This window comes from Paraliomyxa miuraensis (assembly GCF_026337845.1).
GTDB classification, from domain to species: Bacteria; Myxococcota_A; Polyangia; order Nannocystales; family Nannocystaceae; genus Paraliomyxa; species Paraliomyxa miuraensis.
On the sequence record NZ_JAOVZF010000153.1, the window covers coordinates 262120 to 281958 of the forward strand.

A 19839-nucleotide genomic window follows, 5' to 3' on the forward strand; every position below is an offset into this window, starting at 1 on the left:
GCACGGAGCGAGGCGGCGATGGCGAGGCAGCCAGGGATCGACGCGGGCACCGAACCCCGCGGCAAGGCTGGCGCTCGCGTGCCCGCCTTGCCGTCCTCGTCGTCGTCATCGGGGCTCACGCCGATCGACGCCGACGTCGACGCGGACTGCACCGGCTCGCCCGTGCCGTCGAGCGTGGTTCGAGCTGCGGCCGATGTTCGCGACCCCCGGATGAAGGGCATCGTGCTCGCACGGATGTTCGGTCGCGAGGTGGAGCCGCAGCGGATCGGTCGCTTCGTGCTGCTCGATCGCCTGGGCGAGGGGGGCATGGGGGTCGTGTACGCGGCCTACGACGACCGCCTCGACCGCAAGGTCGCCGTCAAGGTGCTGCGCTCGGCGGCGGCCGGTCCCGACCCGACGCGTCGTCGCCGGCTGCTGCAGGAGGCCCGGGCGCTGGCGCGGCTGTCCCACCCCAACATCGTCACGGTGCACGAGGTGGGCACGCACGACGACGACGTGTTCATCGCGATGGAGCACGTGCGCGGGCAGAGCCTCGACCGCTGGCTCGAGCGGGCGGAGGGGGCGGAGCCGGGCGGGCGGACGTGGCGAGAGGTCGTGGCCGTCCTGAGCGCGGCGGGTCGAGGCCTGGCGGCGGCCCATCGCGCCGGGATCGTGCACCGTGACTTCAAGCCCCACAACGTGATCGTCGGCGACGACGGGGTGGTCAAGGTCCTCGACTTCGGGCTCGCTCGAGTGCTCGGGCCGACCGCCGAGCCGAGCGCCCCGCCCTCGCTGCAGCCCCCGCCGATCGCGGCCTTGACCCGGACCGGGGCGACGGTGGGAACGCCCGCCTACATGGCGCCCGAGCAGCACCAGGGAGCCGAGGCCGACGAGCGCAGCGATCAGTTCGCGTTCTTCGTGTCGCTCTACCAGGCGCTCCATCGCCAGCTGCCGTTTCCCACCGACTCGATGGCCAGCCTGTCGCTCGCCGTCACCGAGGGCAACGTACGCTCACCACCGGTCGGATCCAGCGTGCCGCGCTGGCTGCATCGCGCCGTGCTCGTGGGGCTCTCGCGACGGCCGTCTGCACGGTACCCGACGATGGAAGACGCCCTGGCCGCGATCACCCGCGATCCCGCGAGCCGGCGCCGACGCGCGCTGGCCCTCGGGGCGCTGGTGGTCGTCGTCTCGACCGCGAGCGCCACGCTGGCCTCCGCCTGGAGTTCCGCGCGCAGACCCTGCGATCACGGGGCACGAGAGATGGACGAGGCGTGGGGACCGACGGCCCGAGCCCGGACGCGCGAGGGCGTGCTAGCGTCGGGCATGCCGCTGGCCGAGGAGACGTGGGCGCGGCTCGAGCCTCGACTCACGGGGTACGCCCAGGCCTGGGCCGACGCGCGGGACCAGGCCTGCGAGCAGCACCGCGAGGGCAGCCTGGGCGACGCGCTCTACGATCGGCGCGTCGTGTGCCTCGAGCTGCGCCGGACGTCGCTCGAGGCGCTGGTCGAGCTGCTGGGGAGCTCCGATCGGGCCACGGCCGAGCGCGCGCTGCTTGCCGCGGCCGGGCTGCCCTCGGCGGACTCGTGCCGCGGACCCGCGGCCATGATGGGGGCGATGGCGCCACCGTCCGATCCCGAGCTCGCCCGTCGGGTCCGGTCGGAGCGGCGACGCCTCGCACGGGTCGTGCAGCTCGAGGCGCTCGGTCGCTACGCCGAGGGCATCGAGCAGGCCCACGCGGTGGTCGAGGTCGCCGAGCGCCTCGGGCATCGGCCGCTCTTGGCCGAGGCCATGGTGCGCGAGGGCAGCCTCGCCATGGAGCACGCCGCACCGGATTCGTCCGAGCGCCTGCTGACCGAGGCGCTCGGTCACGCGCTGGCCTCGGATCACGTGGAGGTGGCCGTGGAGGCCCTGGCGCGGCGGATCTTCGTGCGATCCGAGCGCATGCGCACGCCCGAGCGGGCCGCCGACGACGTGACCCTGGGAGCGTCCCTGCTCGAGCGACTGCACGGCGATCTTCGGCACCGGAGCCTCTACCTCAACAACGTCGGCGTCCATCACATGCGCCGCGAGGCGCACGAGGAGTCCCGCCGGGTGCTCGAGCGTGCGCTGGAGGCCGAGCGCGCGCTCGACCCCGACGATCCCGCGATCGCACAGACGCTGGGCAACCTCGCGATCGCCGAGGAGCAGCTCGGGAACGATGCACGCGCGCTCGAGCACCTCGAGCGAGCGAGGGCGATCGCCGAGCGGGTGCTCGGTCCGCATCACCCCACGTCGGTCGAGCTCGCCCGGCTGCGCGGCGAGCTGCTGCATCGCACCGGCCACTTCCGGGCGGCCGAGTCCGCGCTGCTCGAGGTGCGGGGGGCCCTGCGCGAGGCCGTGGGCCCGCGCTCGCCCCTCCACCACACCCCGCTGGTGCTGCTGGGCGAGCTGGCGCTGGAGCAGCGCCGCTACGCCCAGGCCGAGGCATGGTTTCGGCAGGCGGTCGCGCTCGAGCTGTCGTCGGGGGGAGGCGGTGAGATGTACGAGATGCTCGAGCAGGCTGGCCTCGCGCGCGCATGGTGGGGCCGGGGAGAGGCCGAGCGCGGTCGAGCGGTGCTCGAGCACCTGGCGACCCGGGGGGAGACGACCGGGTCCGTGCACGCGGCGGGGCTGCGCTACCTGCTGGGGACCACGCTGCTGCTCCACGGCCACCCCGAGCCGGCCCTCCCGCAGCTGCAGCGGGCCCGCGCGCTCGAGCAGCAGCACGGCACGCCGCACTCGAGCGTGGCCGCGTGGTCGCGGATCGACGAGGCTCGGGCGCTGCGTCGGCTCGAACGAGCCGAAGAGGCCGAGGCCGCGGCGATCGAGACGCTCGCGATGCTCGAGGGGACGCCTCGTCGACGCGAGCGAGCCCTGGCCCTGCTCGAGCGCTCGCTGGCCGCCTTGGCGCAGGGCCACCGCGAGCCCGCCGTCGAGCATGCGCGGGCAGCGATGGCCCAGCTGCAGCCCTGGGGAGAGCCCGATCACCCCGACCATGCCCACGCCGCATCCGTCCTGGCCCGAGCGCTCCGTGCGGGGGCGCCCACGCCCGCCGAGCACCGCGAGGCCGATGCGCTCGCCGATCGGGCGCGCACGATCCTCCGCTCCCATGGTGACGCATTCGCGCCCGAGTTCAGCGCGCTCGACGCCGTGTTGGAAATGTCGTCTTCGCCGTGATCGAACCCGCCGCGGGCGACAATTTCCTCGACGGTGATGACAATGCCGACCACGATCATGCCCAGGCTGGGCTCCATCCTCATCCTCTCGATGCTCTCGCTCGTCGCCTGCGACGCGATGCAAGTGCCCGAAGGACCAGACGCTCTCCCGCAGGCCATCGACTTCCGCACGGGGCCCGAGGGCCCCTGGCCGCCCCCCGGGGGTGGCCTGAACACGGCGTGGCTGGGCGACACCCCGCTGATGCGGATCTTGCCCCCGGGCTACCTGCACATCCTGCGGGGGCTGGACGTGCGGGCGACCCAGATCCAGGTCCAGATCGCAGGCCAGTACCACACGGTGACCTCCGTCTCCGCGGTGGAGGGCACGCTGATCCTCGAGACGGCGGTCGGCACTCACAAGGGTGCCGAGCTCGTCGGGTCCCGCTGGTGGCTCGATCAAGGGCATACCGAGTACATCACCATCACCGAGGTGGCGGAGGGAGGGCAGGCTCCCGGCTATCAGCTCGCGTACAAGGCCAAGGACGGCGAGGGGATGGGCACCGTGCCCATCTGCGAGCCCGACATCGACGGCGATCACTGGGCCTACCTGGTGGGCGACGTGTACGTCGACGTCGACGACGCCACGATCACCCAGGACACCGGGGCCCTGCTGGTCGCGTGCAGCTCGGGTGCGCTCGGCAAGGCGATCACCTGGGGGTTCGCGCCGTGGGTTCACGACGACGAGCCCCTGCCGGGCGTCGGAGAGCCGCCGCCGCTCGACCTGCCGCTCTATCAAACGGGGGTCCGCACCGTGAGGGCCGACTACTGCGGCGATGGCGAGGCCCACACCGAGGACGGTACCAGGATCCAGGTGCGCAACGATCTCATCGGCCTCGCGTTCGACTCGTCCCAGCAGAGCACCGAGGCCGTCTTCGGCCCCGATGGTGCACTGTGCCTGTCGAGCCCGCGTGATCCCGGAGCCGTGGTCGACTGCGCGCTGCCGACCTGCCCGCCCTTCGCCTGGACCTTGATGACCGCGCACTACCACGCCTGGACCAAGCTCGCTCCCCCGTGAGTTCGGCGCCGTGGGCCGCGCTATCCTCGTGGCGCATGGCCGAGGATCACGAGCTGCTCGAGGCCTGGCGCGGGGGCGACGATCGAGCCGGCCGTCGCCTGGTCGAGCGCCACTTCGCCACCGTCGAGCGCTTCTTCTTCAACAAGGTGGGGGACGCTTCCGCCGATCTCATCCAGCAGAGCTTCCTGCGCGTGCTCGAGGCCCGAGCGCGCGTGCGCGCCGACGCCAACTTTCGCGCCTACCTCCTGGGCATCGCCCGCAACGTGCTCTACGAGCACTATCGCCGGGTTCGCAAGGACCTCGAGCGCATCGACTTCGGCAGCCAGTCGGTGGTCGATCTCGTCGCCACGCCTTCGTCCCAGCTCGCGGCCGAGCAGGAGGTTCGGCTGCTGCTTCGAGCCCTCAAGCGCATCCCGATCGAGTCCCAGATCGTGCTCGAGCTCTACTACTGGGAGGACATGCGTGCGCGCGAGGTCGCCGAGGTGCTCGAGCTGCCCGAGGGCACCGTGCGCTCGCGGATCCGCGGCGCCAAGCAGCTGCTCGAGCACCAGCTGGCCGCGCTCGCCACCAGCCAGGCGCAGGTCGAGAGCACCACCGCCAACCTCGATCAGTGGGCCGCCCGCATCAAGGCCATGGTGGGCGGGACACCCATCGATGGCTGAGGGGCAGCTGCGCTCTCGATGTCACGAGGGCGCGTGCTCTTGCCCCGCGCCCTGGCTCGTGGCCGCGAGGGGCCGTCGCTACTCGAGCGGCGCGGGTGCGACCGCGTCAGCCGGAGGATTGCCGTCCCAGATCTTGCCCTCGCACTCGTCCGCGCAGCGCTGATAGCCATCCTGGCCGTTCTCCGCCGAGAAGAACTTGCCGCCCTCGGTGCCCTCGCACTTGTCCTTGGTGTTGAAGCGGCTGCCCTTCTTGCACTGTCCCCGCGGCGGCTCGGCGTTGTCGGGGACGCAGCAGGCGTAGGTGCCGCCCGCCAGGTCTTCGTCCTCCACTGGCTCCGGCTCGGCATCCCCGTCGGCGTCGTCGGCCATGGGGTTCGATCCCTGTACCAGCGCTTGCTCTGCCTGCTCGAGCGCCTGCTGCGTCGCCGCGAGCTCCTGCTCCAGCTCGATGATCTCCGCGTCGCGCCAGTCGCCGTCGACGTCTTCCACGTCGCAACCGCCGAAGGCCAGCGTGAGTCCGAGCGCGATTCCAAACCAACGTACGTGCCGTGTCATGTCGTTCTCCTCGTGCCTACGCCCTCGGTCGTCTTCGCCCGAGCGAGGCAGTCAGTGGTGGATTTGCCCGAGCGCGCCCGCGGTTCCCGAGTTCCTCGAGAAAAACGCTCGAGCTCGCGTCCGATCCCGTCACGAGCTCGGGTTGGGACTGCTAGCATGGGCCCGCGTGGACATGGATGGCGATTTCGAGCTCGTGAAGGCGTGGCAGGCCGGTGACGACGAGGCCGGTGATGCGCTGGTCAAGCGCCACTTCTGGGGGGTGTACCGCTTCTTTCGCAACAAGGTCGACGACGCAGCCGAGGATCTCGCGCAGCGTACGTTCCTGGCGTGCATGGAGGCCCGCGGCCGCGTGCGGCCCGAGCTGAGCTTTCGTGCCTACCTCTTCGGCATCGCCCGCAACCAGCTGATGCTGTACCTGCGTCGCCACCATCGCTCGGCCCACCTGTTCGAGCCCACGAAGACCTCCGTGGCGGACCTCCGCGACAGTCGGGCCGACGTCAAGCTCGTGCGCAACCAGCAGCAGCGCGCGCTGCTCCTGGCGCTGCGCCAGATCCCGGTGGACTTCCAGATCGCGGTGGAGCTCTACTACTGGGAGGAGCTGTCGGTGTCCGAGGTCGCGGCGGTGCTCGACGTGGCTCCGGGCACGGTCAAGAGTCGCCTCGCGCGAGCCCGCGACAAGCTGCGCGAGCGGCTCGAGCAGCTCGAGCTTCCCGAGGCGACGCTCCGGTCCACGCTGTCCGATCTCGAGGGCTGGGCCCGCTCGCTGCGCGACGCCCATGGACTCGCGGAGCACCGGTCACGATGAGTGCGCCCGAGGACGACGTCGACGTCGTGCTCCGGCAGGCGCGGCCGTCCCGGGACCTCGAGGGGCTACGCGCGCTCGTGGGCATCCGGTCGCGGCTGTTCGGCCGCACCGTCGCCGAGCCGAGCGTCGGACGCTATCGCCTGCGCGAGCGCCTGGGCGAGGGGGGCCTCGGGGTCGTCCACTCGGCGTACGATCCCGAGCTCGACCGCGAGGTCGCGATCAAGCTGGTGCGCAATGCGATGGCCGACGACGCCGCCCATGAGCAGGCCCGGCTGCTGCGCGAGGGTCAGGCCATGGCACGGCTGTCACACCCCCACGTGGTCGAGGTGTTCGATGTGGGCACCTACGAGGGGGCGCCCGAGCTGCACGGCGAGGGCTCGGGTGCACCGTCGCGCGGCGTGTTCATCGTGATGCCGCGGCTCGAGGGAGAGACGCTGGAGCAGTGGCTGCGGGCCGAGCCGCGCCCCTGGCCCGAGGTGCTCGAGCGCTTCGTGGCCGCGGGGCAGGGGCTCGCGGCTGCGCACGCGGTCGGCCTGGTGCATCGCGACTTCAAGCCCGCCAACGTGTTCGTCGAGCGCGACGGTCGGGTGCGCGTGCTCGACTTCGGCCTCGCGCGCGGCCCCGGACGAGGGTCGTCGAGCCTCAGCACCACGTCGCACGAGCTCGAGGATCCGCGGCGCTCGCTGACGCTCGAGGGCATGGTGCTCGGCACGCCGGCCTACATGGCACCCGAGCAGCACCGCGGCGGCACCGTGGATGCGCGCAGCGATCAGTATGGCTTCTGCGCCGCGCTCTACCACGGCCTCCACGGGGTGCTCCCGTTCCGCGGTGCCGACCTCGAGGCGATCGCCGACCAGAAGCATCGCCTCGCGCTGGTGCCCCCCGACCACGGCGCCCGCGTCCCTCGGTGGCTGTACGCGGTGGTGCTGCGCGGGCTCGCGCCCGATCCGTCGCAGCGGTGGCCCTCCATGACGAGCCTGCTGCGAGCGCTCGATCGGCGTCCCCGGCGAGCCCGCCGTCGGGCGCTCGCGATCGGCACCGGCCTCTTCGGGCTGGGCGGGCTGGGATGGTTCTGCGTGCCCACGGCAGCATCGCAATGTGGTGATCGCGATCCGATGGCCACCGCGTGGAGCTCGTCGTCACGTGCAGGCGTCGAGCGAGGGCTCGGCCTGCACGCAGCGGGACGACACGCGCTGCCGCACGTGCTCGAGCGCCTCGATGCCTACACCAGCGCTTGGCGCGACGAGCAGCGGGCACTGTGCGAGGAGATGCTCGCGAGTCCCGGCGATTCCGACGGTGACCTGCGCACGAGCTGCCTGCGGCGAGCCGCCGAGCACCTCGAGGTGCTGACGAGGATCCTCGCGCAGGCCGATGCCGACGTGGCGGGGCAGGCGTCGACCGCAGTGGCCCAGCTGCCCGCGCTCGAGCGCTGTCACGACGTGGAGCTGCTGCGCGCCGAGCTCGGTCCCCGGGGCGAGCTCGTCGACGACGCCGGGGCGGAAGCCCTGCGCACGGGGCTGGCCGAGATCTCTGCGCTCGTGACCGCGGGGCGGATCGACGAGGCGCTCGTCGAGGTCGTGGCGCGGGTCGAGGATGCGCGCGCCCTGGGCCACCCGCCGCTCCTGGCCGAGACGCTGTGGTGGGAGGGGCACGTGCGTCGGATCGCCGGACAGCTCGAGCCGGCCCTACCCGTGCTCGAGGAGGCGGCTCACCTCGCGTCTGCCCACGCGCACGACAAGGTGGCCGCGCTCGCGGCGGTCGAGCTCACCACGGTGCTCGGAGCGATGGCTCGCTTCGACGAGGCGCTCGAGTGGGCACGGCATGCCGAGGCCGCCGCGCTGCGCCACGGCGAGCGTCGCTACCCTCTGGCGCGAGCCCGCGTGGCCGAGGGCACGGTGCTGCGGTTGCTCGGGCGCGAGGAGGAGGCGTACCAGCGCTACCGCGAGGCGCTGGCGGTGCAGCAGGAGGCCGATCCGGGGGGACACGAGCTGCCGACCATCCTCAACAACCTCGGCACCGCCGCGCTCGGGCTCGGGCGCAGCGAGGAGGCGCTCGAGCACTACGCCCGTTCGCACGAGCGGCTCGCGGCGCTGCTCGGCGACGATCATCCACAGACGGCGGCGGCGCGCATGAACCTGGGCATCGTCACGGCGGAGCTGGGGTGGCATGCCGCCGCGCAGGAGCACTACGCCGCCGCCCGCGAGGCGTTCGTGCAGCGACTGGGCCCGCGTGACCTACGGGTTGCCTACTGCGACACCAACCTCGGCAACCTGCTGCTCGACCTCGGCCGTGCGCCAGAGGCTCGCGCACGCTACGAGGCCGCGCTCGACGTGTTCTCCGCCGGACTCGGTCCGCAGCACCCCAACTCCGCCGCCGCGCGGGCCGGCGTGGGTCTGGCCGAGCTCCGCCTCGGCCGCCCGTCGCAGGCCCGGCAGGCGCTCGAGCGGGCGCTCACCGACATGCGCGACGCTCTGGGACCCGAGCACCCGCACGTGGGGGTGGCGATGGGGCAGGTGGGTCGGGCACTGCTCGCCGAGGGCGAGCTCGCGGCCGCGCGCGACCAGCTCGAGGCCGCGGTGGTGTTGCTCGAGCGCATCGACGCCGAGCCTGGTTTGGTGGAGGAGGCCCGGTTCCACCGGGCGCGCGCTCGATGGGCGGCCGGGGACGAGGCCGAGGCGTGGTCGCAGGTGCGCGAGATCCATGCGTGGTTCGAGGTGCACGGGCCGAGCTCGGCGCGCGCAGAGGTCGGTGCCTGGCTGGCCGAGCATCCACGCCCCGCGTTGGCGACCCCTTTGCGAGCCCCTTGAACCCGCCGCATGCTCGCAGCTCGCCGGCTGCATGGGGGCCCGGCACGCTGGGTGGTGGCTGGCCCGTGGCGGTTGCGAGGGGAAGCCTAGCTCTGGCGGCGCAGGAACCCGCTGCCGTGGCGGGTGATCTTCAGGCGGCGCTTGGTGCCGCTGCCCTCCACGTGGACGAAGCCCTTGGCGCGGAGGTGGCGGATGAGCAGGCGGAGCTGCTCGCCGGTGAGGCCGGTGTTGTTGGCGAGATCGAGCTCTCGCTGAGCACCGCGCTCGGCCAGCACCCGCAGCACGCGGAGATCGCCGTCGGGCACGTCGGCTCGGCGGCGGATCACGGCGGGAGTGGCATCGAGATCCATGATGGGGTTGCCCTCCTCGTCGAGCTGGATCTCGTCGTCCTTGGGCTTGGGCTGCGGCTTGGGGCGCTTGCGGGCGGTGTCGATGAGCTCCTGCACCGTGAAGATGCCGAGCACCGGGGCCATGGCCGCGTTGGCTCGGGCCGCATCGATCAGCTCGCCCAGCGTCGCGTGATCGGGCAAGGTGGAGATCACCTTGCACATCACCTCTCGCAGCGACTCTGCCCACGCGGTGTCGGCCGACTCCACCTTGGGCGGCTCGGTGACCGCATCGTTGCCCTGCGTCATGAGTGTCGTGTCATCCATCGCGTGACCGGTCGGAGCGCATCGAGGTCGTCGACCCGGCTCGGTCCGCCAGTCCCCGAGCATCCACCAAGGGGGACGAAAGGCCAAAGGCGGCAGAACCGAGGGCGGAGGCCGCGAAATCGGACCACCCACCGTCGCCGAAATGGTGCGCCGCCCCGTACCCGCTGTCAAGCAACGCCGCTCGGCCGGCTGCGCGACTCGAGCGTCGAGCTGGCCCTCGGCCGACTCTCACTCTCGGCCGAGCGTCGACCTGGCCCTCGACCCATCTCTCGACCTGGCCCTCGACCCATCCCTTGACCCATCCCTTGACCCATCCCTTGACCCATCCCTTGACCCATCCCTTGACCCATCCCTTGACCCATCCCTTGACAGGGGCACGAGCCTGGGACAAAGACGCGCGTGGCGATCCACCGCCTGGAGATCGAGGTCCGCCCTGGCTTGGTCGATGCGCTGGCCGAGCAGACGCGGCGACGCCTGGAAGCCTGGCTGGGCCTTCGTCCAGCCGGGATTCGGACCCGGAGGGTGATCCACCTCGATCTGGGGCTCTCGGACCACGAGGCCCAGCGGGTGCTGGCAGCCCTGGTCGATCCGGTGGCGGAGGTCGGCGCGGTGGGCATGCTGCCCGACGAGGCGCCCACGCCGGACGCCCCGCCCGTGGTCTTGCAAGTGGGCCTCCGCCCGGGGGTCACCGACAGCGTGGGCACGAGCGTACGACGGGCGGCCGAGGACTGTGTGGGGCGCGCGCTGACGGGGCGCGCCCATGCCTCCACGCTCTACCTCGTGTGGGGCCTGACGGAGGCCCAGGTGCAGGAGGCCGCGGATGCGGTGCTGCACAACCCGCTCGTCGAGCACGCGCGGATCCTCGCGGTGCCGCGAGCCCTCGACCTGCAGGTGCCGCGGCCGGGCGACGACGGAGCCACGGCGGTGGCGGTGGTTCCGCTGCGCGACGACGATGACGATGCGCTCACACGACGCTCGATCGAGGGGATGCTCGCGCTGTCCCTTGCCGAGATGCGAGCGATCCAGCAGCACTTTCGCGAGCGAGGGCGCGACCCCACCGACGCCGAGCTCGAGTGCCTGGCCCAGACGTGGAGCGAGCACTGCAAGCACAAGATCTTCGCCGCGCCCATCGAGCACACCTACGCGACGGGCGCCACCGAGGTGATCGAGGAGGGCCTGTTTCGCCGCTACATCAGGGGCGCCACGGAGGCGGTGGCGGCACGGCGACGCGACGAGGGCATCGATGCCCAAGACGCGCCGTACCTGGTGTCGGTGTTCCATGACAACGCCGGGGTCGTGCGCTGCACCGAGGTCGATCACCTGGTCTACAAGGTCGAGACCCACAACTCGCCGTCGGCGCTCGACCCCTACGGCGGGGCCATGACCGGAATCGTGGGGGTCAACCGCGACTCGTTCGGCACGGGGCGGGGGGCCGACCTGCTGGCCAACGTGTGGGGCTACTGCTTCGGCGATCCGCACCACGCCGGGCGGGTGCCCCGGGGCCTGATGCACCCGCGGCGGATCCGGGATGGGGTGCACCACGGGGTGATCGACGGGGGCAACCAAAGCGGGATCCCCTACATGCGGGGCTGGGAGCTGTTCGACGCGCGCTACCTGGGCAAGCCGCTGGTGTTCTGCGGCACGGTGGCGGTGATGCCGGTGGAGTCGGCAGGTCGGCCGACCCACGAGAAGTACCCGCGCCCGGGCGATCGCGTGGTGATGGTGGGCGGGCGGATCGGCAAGGACGGGATCCACGGCGCCACGTTCTCGAGCGTCCGGCTCGACGAGCGCTCACCGGTCCAGGCGGTCCAGATCGGCGACCCGATCACGCAGAAGATGATGTTCGACATGCTCACCGAGGCCCGCGACCGCGGCCTGATGAGCGCGATGACGGACAACGGGGCCGGGGGGCTGTCCAGCAGCGTGGGCGAGATGGCCGAGTCGACCGGAGGCGCGCGGATCGATCTGGCCCTGGCGCCGCTCAAGTACCCCGGGCTGGCGCCGTGGGAGATCCTCATCAGCGAGGCGCAGGAGCGGATGACGGTGGTGGTGCCGCCCGATCGACTCGACGCGTTCCTGGCGCTGGCCGAGCGCCGCGAGGTCGAGGCGACGGTGCTGGGCGAGCTGACCGACAGCGGCCGCTTCGTGGTGACCCACGGCGAGCAAGCGGTGGTGGATCTTTCGCTGCGGTTCCTGCACGAGGGCTGGCCGCGGGCGCTGCTGCGGGCGCGGCTCGACCCGCCGGCTCGGCCCCCGGTGGACGAGGCCGCGATCGCGGCCGCGCGCGAGCCCGCGCGGCAGGGCGAGCACCTGCTGGCGCTGCTGCAGACCCCCGAGCTGGCGTGTGGAGAGGCGCGGGCGCGGGGCTACGATCACGAGGTCAAGGGGCTCGGCGTCATCAAGCCGTTCGTGGGCGTGCGCCACGACGTGCCGGCCAGCGCGACCGTGATGCGGATCCGTCACGGGCGACCCGAGGGCGTGGTGCTCGGCGAGGGCGTGCATCCGTTCTACGCCGATGCCGATGATCATGGTGCGTTCGCGATGGCCCAGGCCGCGGTCGACGAGGGCGTGCGGCGGGTGCTGTGCGCGGGCGCGCGGTGGGACCGGATGGCGGCGCTCGACAACTTCTGCTGGCCCGATCCGATCGTCAGCGAGCGGACGCCCGATGGGGAGCACAAGCTGGCCCAATTGGTCGAGTGCTGCCGGGGGCTGGCGCAAGCGTGCGAGGCCTACGGCCTGCCGCTCATCAGCGGCAAGGACTCGATGAAGAACGACGCGGTGCTCGACGGGGTCAAGATCTCGATCCCTCCCACGCTCCTGGTCAGCGTGATGGGCCAGATGCAAGACGTCAGCCGGGCCCTGACGCTGGAGCCGCGGGCCGCGGGGGACGTGCTCGTGATGCTCGGCGACACGCGCGAGGAGCTCGGCGGCAGCGCGGTGACGCGGTGCCTGGGCCTTCGGGGCCTCGGGGACGCACCGCGCAGCGATCCGGATCGGTATGCGCAGAGGTATCGAGCGTTCGTGGCCGCGAGGGATGCGGGGCTGGTGCGGAGCGCGGCCCCGATCGGGCGCGGGGGCCTCGGCATCGCGCTGGCGCATGCACTGCTGGCCGCGGAACTCGACGTGGAGGTGGAGCTGCCCACCACGAACCTGGATCCCTTCGCGATGCTGTGGTCCGAGAGCACGGGACGGCTGCTGCTGAGCGCGCGGGTCGACGACCTGCCCGCGCTTCGGGAGCACCTCGGATCGCATGGGCTCGTCACCCTGGGGCGGCTCGCGGCTCCGACCGCCCCGAGGGGGGCACGGCTGCGCGTGCGGTGGGGAGGCGCCGCGCTGCTCGACGTCGGGGTGGACGAGCTGCGAACGCGCTTTCGGAGCGGGCTGCCCGACTGACCCAGCCCACCTCGCAGTGCTGCCCCCTCCAGGGGCGGCGGGCCAGGGACGAGCACGCGGGCCGAGCCGGCCCCGCGTGCTCGACGATCGCATCAGTCCTCTGCCGTGCGGTAGCTGAGGATGCGGTCGTAGGGACCCAGCACGCACTCGATCACATAGTGCCCGTTGTCGTACTCGGTGAAGCCGTTCAGATCGAACTCCAGGGTCTGGACCCCCGCGGTGGTCGTGGACTCCATTTCCATGTCCTGCGAGCCTCCGCCGACCGACACCGAGTGGACGATGCACGACAGCGGCGTCGGGCCCGAGCCGGTGTTGTTGTCGACCCGAACCCGCACGAAGTCGAGCTCTCCGGTCGTGTCGTCCCGCACGACCGGACACATGTAGGACTGTACCCCGCCCGTATTCTCGAGATATCTGGGATCGCTGCGGTCGGTGAACCAATCGTCACCCTCGGGCTCGCATGCATGACCCGAGATCACCTTGTTGTCCGCCGCCATCGCGGTTCGGGAGCCAAGGTCATGGATTGCGATCCCACCCACGACCAGTAGCGAGCAGGCGGTGAGGCCGGCAAGGATCCGAGCGTGACGTTTGCGTTGTTTCTCGTGCTTCATGTCCATTCCTGTCGATGTCGTCTGCTGTTGCTTGCTGTTGCGCCAGTCGTCTTCACCCTGCGGCGGCCGCAGGATCGGCACGTGGCAGCGAGAAGCCGTCACGCGCGAGGTAGGCCACGGTTCGAGCCCCGCTGCCCGGCGCGGGCTCGTGGTGCACGAAGAAGCCGCGCGACAGGCCAAAGACCCGCAGCCAGCTCACGTGCTCGGCGTCGCTGCCGGGCGGGTGCTCGATCTCGGCCATGCACAGCGTGGTCTTGCAGCTCACGGAGAGCAGCCTGGCCCCCTGCGGCCCGAGGGCCGCGAGCCCGTCGGCGATCTGCAGCTCCACGGCCGGCGCCCAGTCCGAGTCCACGACCTCGCCGTGCACGGCAGCCGTGAGCACCGCAGCCCTGCGCTCGGCCGTCTCGCGCTCGCGCGCGATGATCTCCGCGAGCTCCGGCTCGTCGTCTCTCGTCTCGTCCTCGGCGGCGTGGTGGGCCGATCGATCGCCCTGCTCGAGCTGCTCGCGAAGACGCGCCATGTCGTTCGTCAGTGTGACGATCTTCCAGTGGTCCTCCGCCTCTGCAAGGCTGCGGGTGGTGATTGCGGGTTCGCTCGACGAGTGGCTGGAGATTGCGCCAATCGTTGCACCCCCCAGGATCGCGAACGCGAAGATCGAGACTCGCTTCATTCGTTGCATCTACTGTACCTGTACCTCGTCTTGGGACCGGGCATCGTCGACTCCGTGGTCTCGATGCCCATGTCGATGGCATTCGCCGGTACGAGATCGTCCATGCCGGCTTGGGATGATCGGTAGGAGTGGAATTCGCGGGACGACCCGGGGCATGTGCGAGCGAATGGGGGAGGGCATCGGTCGTCCGGGCCCACCGGCCCGGGCGCCGCGGTCGTGGTGCCCGCCTCGTCGAGCGACCGCCGTGCCGTTGGCGGCGAAGGCAGCCCGAGCAGGAGGAAGGAACAGCGACACCAGCGCGTGCCTCGATGCGAGAGTCGTCCGTGGAATTCGGGATATCATGCTCCGCCCGTAGTGCCATCTCTCATCGAATGAGCGCTCGTGACACCGTCGGTCGAGCGCTGCTCCGTAGGGTGTTGCTCGACGGCGCTCGCGGAGGCATGTGTCAGTGATGCTCGTATGCGTGGCCAGCCGCGCCGTGGAAGACCGATGACTCCTGGTCATCCGATCGTCACGGGAGGTCGGGATGCATTCGAGTCGGTCACTGACTGCGTTCTTGCACGTTCGACGCGCAGGAGTTTGACGCCGTCACTTGGAATCATAAGACGTGAGGAGCTACGCATGGACATCACCAGGTCGTCTCTCGTCGCCTCGCTGGTCCTCGTCTCCGCCTCCGCCATCGAAGTCTCACCGAGCACCGCAATCGCCGGTGGCAGTGATGACGGGGTCGATGGACTGGATGAAACGTCGATCGAACTCTTGGAGCTCGCCAACACGGTGGGTGCGGCTGGAGGAGGGGCAGCGCTGCCCGTGGCGAGCGCCCAGGACCTCGCCTGCGACACGGAGCCCTCGCTGATGGACTTCATCGGCTGCGTGAGGGCGGCCGCGCCGGGCGGTGGCAGCGAGCTCTACGTGTTTCCCAGCATCGCCGACTCGCTCGACTTCGCCTTCGTGGTCGAGCAGATGATGTCCGACATGGACGACGGGGTGTTCGACTGCGATGCCGTGGTGCCGATCGGGCTCGACGAGCACTACCGTGTCTCGACGCTGCAGTCCAACGGCCGCGAGTTCTGCGTGCTCCACGAGTTCCTCGACGCCAATGGCGACGACAGTTCCGATCTCGGCTGGGGTACGTTCCTGTACGCTCCCGATGCCCACAACGAGATCGATCTGCAGGCCCCGCACATCCGGGGGAACATCTTCACCGAGTTCGAGGCCGTCGAGCTGTTCGAACTCACGCACTCTCGCTCGGCCTTGATCGGAGGTGCCCACCCCGAGGCCAACGACGCGGAGAGCATCTGCCAGGCGCGATACTCGTACCTCGAGGCCAATGCCGCCCACAACATCGATACGTTCTACGCGGCGGGCAAGGCGGTTGCGATGCACTACGGGGCCGAGGAGGTGGGTGGGGTGGTGGACTTCTCCGACGCCGATCCCGCGTTCCACGCGCTGCAGTTCCACGGCATGGCGGTGACCACCTGCGTCGGCGACCACGTGTTCCTGAGCAACGGCGACGGTAGCCCGGTGCTGATCGGCGACGCGGCGCAGCAGCTCGCCGACGCGCTACAGGACGACCACCCCGGCTGGAACGTGGCATTTCGAGGGGACGGCGTCTCCACCTGCAATCAGTACGGCAGCCGCAACACGCTGTCGCGCTATTTCAATGGCATCGAGGACGACGGCGGCGATGACCTCGGCAACCCGATCTGCAGCCACGATGGGAACCATCCCGCGGTCTCGGCCCGCTTCATCCACGTCGAGCAGAAGCGGTGCACCAGCGGTACGTCGTGTCAGTATGGCAGCGCCAACACGATCCGTTCCGCCACGAACTGGTCCGATGCGATCATCGAGGTCTTCACCGTGCCGACCTGCACCGATGGCGTGCACAATGGCGGCGAGGACGGGGTCGACTGCGGCGGCTCGTGCCCGCTGACCTGCGGTCCGAGCTGCAGCAATGGCGTGCAGGACGGCGACGAGGATGGGGTCGACTGCGGAGGCTCGTGCCCGGCGACGTGCGGTCCGAGCTGCAGCAATGGCGTGCAGGATGGCGACGAGGTCGGGGTCGACTGCGGCGGCTCGTGCCCGGCGACGTGCGGTCCGAGCTGCAGCAATGGCGTGCAGGATGGCGACGAGGTCGGGGTCGATTGCGGAGGCTCGTGCCCGCTGACCTGCGGTCCGAGCTGCAGCAATGGCGTGCAGGATGGCGACGAGGTCGGGGTCGACTGCGGAGGCTCGTGCCCGCTGACCTGCGGTCCGAGCTGCAGCAATGGCGTGCAGGATGGCGACGAGGTCGGGGTCGACTGCGGAGGCTCGTGCCCGCTGACCTGCGGTCCGAGCTGCAGCAATGGCATACATGACGACTTCGAGTGGGGAATCGACTGTGGTGGCCCCTGTCCGACACCCTGCCCGACGTGCAAGGACGGCGTGCAGAACGGCGGTGAGCTCGGCATCGACTGTGGTGGCCCTTGCCTGTTGGGCTGCAGCCCCTGATTCCGCGGCCGGTCCGTGGCCGGTCCCATCCCGGCCCCTCGTCCACTCGGCCCGATCGTTCACCAGGACCCCCGCCCACGTCTGCTAGACTCTCCCGACCGTGTCGGGGATCTGCGTAGGTCACGCCCGCCGCTTGCTCCTGGCTTCGGGCCTCTTGGCCCTGGCCTGTAGCTCGCCTCCCCCCAACCCTTCGCCCGATGCCTCGCCGGCCACGCCGGTCGTGGTGCCGGCGCCCGCGATCGATCACGGCTCCGAGCGCGACGAGGCCGACGCCCCGGCATCGACCTACCGCCTGCCGCCGACCGACGTGGTCGACATCGTCGACGCTCCGCCGACCCCGGTGGTGAGCGTGGCGCCCGGGGGCGCTCGCCTGGGCCAGTTCACCTACGAGGCGCTGCCCGGCATCGACGTGGTCACGCGGCCGTTCGAGCGCCTGGCGGGGATCCGCGTCGACGCCCAGCGCCACGCGCGAAGGCACACGCGCTGGTACACGAAGATTGCGATCCAGACGATCGTCGACGGCAAGACCAAGGAGGTCGAGCTCCCGACCGGGACGCACCTGACGCGGCCGCACTGGTCGCCCGACGGCAAGCACCTGGCCTTCGCCCGCGACGGCGGTCAGGGGCTCGAGCTGTGGGTGGTGGATGCCGAGACGGCCCAGGCCCGGCGCCTGGGCTCGTTCCACGTCAACGACGTGCTCGATGCGCCCTTCACCTGGATGCCGGGCTCGCAGGCGCTCCTGGTCCGGCAGGCTCGAAGCGATGGTCCGGTGCCCGCGCGGTCCACCGTGCCCACCGGGCCGGTGGTGGAGGACACCTCGGGCAAGGTCGCGCAGAACCGGACGTACCAGGATCTGCTGACCAACGCCGACGACGAGCGGATGTTCGAGCACTTCGCAGGCAGCCAGCTCGCGATCGTGAGCCTGGACGGCGAGGCGAGCCCGCTCTCGGAGCCGGGCCTGGTCGAAGCGGCCGACCCCTCGCCCGATGGGAAGTACGTGCTGGTGGAACGGCTGCAGCGGCCGTTCTCGTACACCGTGCCGTACTATCGCTTCGCGCGGGTGATCGAGGTGCTCGACGCCAAGGCCAAGGTGGTGCGGCGGGTGGCCGACCTGCCGGTGGCCGACGAGATCCCCATCGAAGGCGTGCGAACCGGTCCTCGACAGGTCCACTGGCAGCCCGGCGTTCCGGCCACGCTGGTGTGGACCGAGGCGCTCGACGAGGGCGATCCTCGCAAGGAGGTCGAGCACCGCGATCGCGTGATGAGCCACGCCGCCCCGTTCGCCGACACCCCCGAGGAGCGGCTGCGGGTCCAGCACCGGCTCAGCTCGCTCGACTGGACCTCCAGCGCGGGGCAGGTGCTCGTGGAGGAGTACGACCGCGACCGTCGCTGGGTGACCACGCGGATCCACGAGCTCGACGCCAAGGGCGGGGCGCCCACCGAGCCGCGGGTGCTGTTCGATCGCAGCGCGCGTGATGCCTATGCCGATCCGGGCGTGCCCGTGACCGAGGCCCGGCCCGATGGCACCCACGTGGTCATCGTGGACGGCGGGAGCATCTTCCTGGCCGGCGACGGGGCGAGCCCCGACGGCGATCGGCCGTTCCTCGATCGCCTCGAGCTGGCCACTGGCACCAAGCAGCGCCTGTTCCAGAGCGAGGGCGACGAGCACGTGCAGTTCAGCGACTTCGTGGGACCGGACCACTCGGCGTGGCTGGTGCGCCGCGAGTCGGCCACCGAGCCCCCCAACTTCCACGTGCAGCAAGAGGGAGGAGCGCAGCGGCAGCTCACCACGTTCCCCGATCCCCACCCGCAGCTCACCGGGATCCGCAAGCAGATCCTGAGCTATGCGCGTCGCGACGGCGTGCCGCTGTCCGGTACGCTCTACCTGCCTCCCAACTACGAGGAGGGGCAGCGGCTGCCGCTGGTGATCTGGGCCTACCCCCTCGAGTACAACGACGGCGACACGGCGGGCCAGGTTCGCGCCGCGCCGCGCACCTTCACCCGCCTGGGCGGTACCTCGCCGCTGATGTTCCTGACCCAGGGCTACGCGGTGCTCGACGACGCCGCGATGCCGGTGGTCGGCGACCCCGAGACCATGAACGACACGTTCGTCGATCAAATCGTGTGGTCGGCCGAGGCGGCGATCGATGCGGCGGTGAAGGCCGGCGTGGCCGATCGCGATCGGGTGGGGGTGATGGGGCACTCCTATGGCGCGTTCATGGCCGCCAACCTGCTCGCGCACAGCGACCTGTTCCAGGCCGCGATCGCGCGCTCGGGCGCCTACAACCGCACGCTCACCCCGTTCGGCTTCCAGAGCGAGCGCCGAACCCTGTGGGAGGCCCCCCAGACCTACGTGACCGTGTCCCCGCTGTTCTCGGCCAACCGCATCGACGAGCCGCTGCTGCTCGTGCACGGCGAGATCGACGACAATTCGGGCACCTTCCCGCTGCAGAGCCAGCGGCTGTTCCACGCCATGCAAGGCACGGGGGGCACCGCGCGGCTGGTGCTGCTGCCCGGCGAGTCCCACGGCTACGTGGCCCGCGAGTCGGTGCTGCACGTGCTCGCCGAGTCGTTCGAGTGGTTCGATCGGCACGTCAAGAACGCCGATCCGGCCGCGGCCGCGTCCGCGGCAACGTCGTCCGCGGCCGCCACGGTGGCCGACCCTGCGCGTGGGGTCGAGCCCAAGACCGAGCCCAAGAAGGACGAGCCCGCGGCCAACGAGGACGGTGGGCTGCCCCGGGAGCCGAGCGGGAACGCGGGCGAGAAGGACCGTGCCAAGCCCGCGCCCGAGCCAGCCAAGCCCGCGCCCGAGCCAGCCAAGCCCGCGCCCGAGCCAGCCAAGCCCGCGTCCGAGCCGGCCAAGCCCGCGCCCGAGTCGGCCAAGCCCGAGTCGGTCAAGCCCGCGCCCGCGCCGGCCAAGCCCGCGCCGGCCAAGCCCGCGCCCGCGTCTCCGTCGGCGGGTTGAT

Annotated in this window: 12 protein-coding genes; 8 read left to right on the forward strand and 4 right to left on the reverse strand. The window is 71.2% G+C overall.

Annotation, left to right across the window (positions count from 1 at the left end):
• The first annotated feature begins 18 nt into the window (after nt 1-18).
• From OEB96_RS21730 to OEB96_RS21740, 3 genes are read left to right on the forward strand one after another with little or no spacing between them, the layout of a single operon-like run.
• The gene (locus OEB96_RS21730; protein ID WP_266218412.1) at nt 19-3174 is read left to right on the forward strand and encodes a serine/threonine-protein kinase; all 3156 of its coding nucleotides are present in this window, start codon (nt 19-21) and stop codon (nt 3172-3174) included.
• Between the two features lie 42 nt (nt 3175-3216).
• The gene (locus OEB96_RS21735; RefSeq protein ID WP_266218413.1) at nt 3217-4227 is read left to right on the forward strand and encodes an ADYC domain-containing protein; all 1011 of its coding nucleotides are present in this window, start codon (nt 3217-3219) and stop codon (nt 4225-4227) included.
• Nucleotides 4228-4262: 35 nt separating this feature from the next.
• A complete protein-coding gene (locus OEB96_RS21740; protein WP_266218415.1) occupies nt 4263-4889 on the forward strand; it encodes an RNA polymerase sigma factor in 627 nt (208 codons plus the stop codon).
• Between the two features lie 78 nt (nt 4890-4967).
• On the opposite strand, the gene OEB96_RS21745 is transcribed toward OEB96_RS21740, so the two are convergent.
• Complete coding sequence (locus tag OEB96_RS21745; protein WP_266218417.1) at nt 4968-5444, reverse strand: hypothetical protein; 477 nt, start codon at nt 5442-5444, stop codon at nt 4968-4970.
• A 172-nt stretch (nt 5445-5616) separates the two neighbouring features.
• Here OEB96_RS21745 and OEB96_RS21750 point away from each other — a divergent pair, with 172 nt between their 5' ends.
• Both OEB96_RS21750 and OEB96_RS21755 read left to right on the forward strand, forming a co-directional pair.
• Nucleotides 5617-6249, forward strand: a complete 633-nt coding sequence (locus tag OEB96_RS21750) for an RNA polymerase sigma factor (protein ID WP_266218418.1) — start codon at nt 5617-5619, stop codon at nt 6247-6249.
• Nucleotides 6246-9056, forward strand: coding sequence for a serine/threonine-protein kinase (locus OEB96_RS21755; protein WP_266218419.1), 2811 nt, complete (start codon nt 6246-6248; stop codon nt 9054-9056). The genes OEB96_RS21750 and OEB96_RS21755 overlap by 4 nt, the downstream gene beginning before the upstream one ends.
• 86 nt (nt 9057-9142) lie before the next feature.
• Here OEB96_RS21755 and OEB96_RS21760 read toward each other — a convergent pair whose 3' ends face one another.
• A complete protein-coding gene (locus tag OEB96_RS21760) occupies nt 9143-9709 on the reverse strand; it encodes a hypothetical protein (RefSeq protein WP_266218421.1) in 567 nt (188 codons plus the stop codon).
• 399 nt (nt 9710-10108) lie between these two features.
• On the opposite strand from OEB96_RS21760, the gene OEB96_RS21765 reads away from it, so the two are divergent.
• Nucleotides 10109-13102 (forward strand): AIR synthase-related protein, encoded by a 2994-nt coding sequence (locus tag OEB96_RS21765; protein WP_266218423.1) that lies wholly within the window; start codon nt 10109-10111, stop codon nt 13100-13102.
• Nucleotides 13103-13194: 92 nt separating this feature from the next.
• On the opposite strand, the gene OEB96_RS21770 is transcribed toward OEB96_RS21765, so the two are convergent.
• Together OEB96_RS21770 and OEB96_RS21775 are read right to left on the reverse strand one after the other, a co-directional pair.
• Nucleotides 13195-13599 (reverse strand): hypothetical protein, encoded by a 405-nt coding sequence (locus OEB96_RS21770; protein WP_266218424.1) that lies wholly within the window; start codon nt 13597-13599, stop codon nt 13195-13197.
• 166 nt (nt 13600-13765) lie between these two features.
• Nucleotides 13766-14383: a hypothetical protein gene (locus OEB96_RS21775; protein WP_266218426.1), complete on the reverse strand. Its 618-nt coding sequence runs from the start codon at nt 14381-14383 to the stop codon at nt 13766-13768.
• Nucleotides 14384-15142: 759 nt separating this feature from the next.
• On the opposite strand from OEB96_RS21775, the gene OEB96_RS21780 reads away from it, so the two are divergent.
• Both OEB96_RS21780 and OEB96_RS21785 read left to right on the forward strand, forming a co-directional pair.
• Nucleotides 15143-16873, forward strand: coding sequence for a hypothetical protein (locus tag OEB96_RS21780; RefSeq protein WP_266218427.1), 1731 nt, complete (start codon nt 15143-15145; stop codon nt 16871-16873).
• A 100-nt stretch (nt 16874-16973) separates the two neighbouring features.
• Nucleotides 16974-19838, forward strand: coding sequence for an alpha/beta hydrolase family protein (locus tag OEB96_RS21785; protein ID WP_266218429.1), 2865 nt, complete (start codon nt 16974-16976; stop codon nt 19836-19838).
• Nucleotide 19839 lies beyond the last annotated feature (1 nt).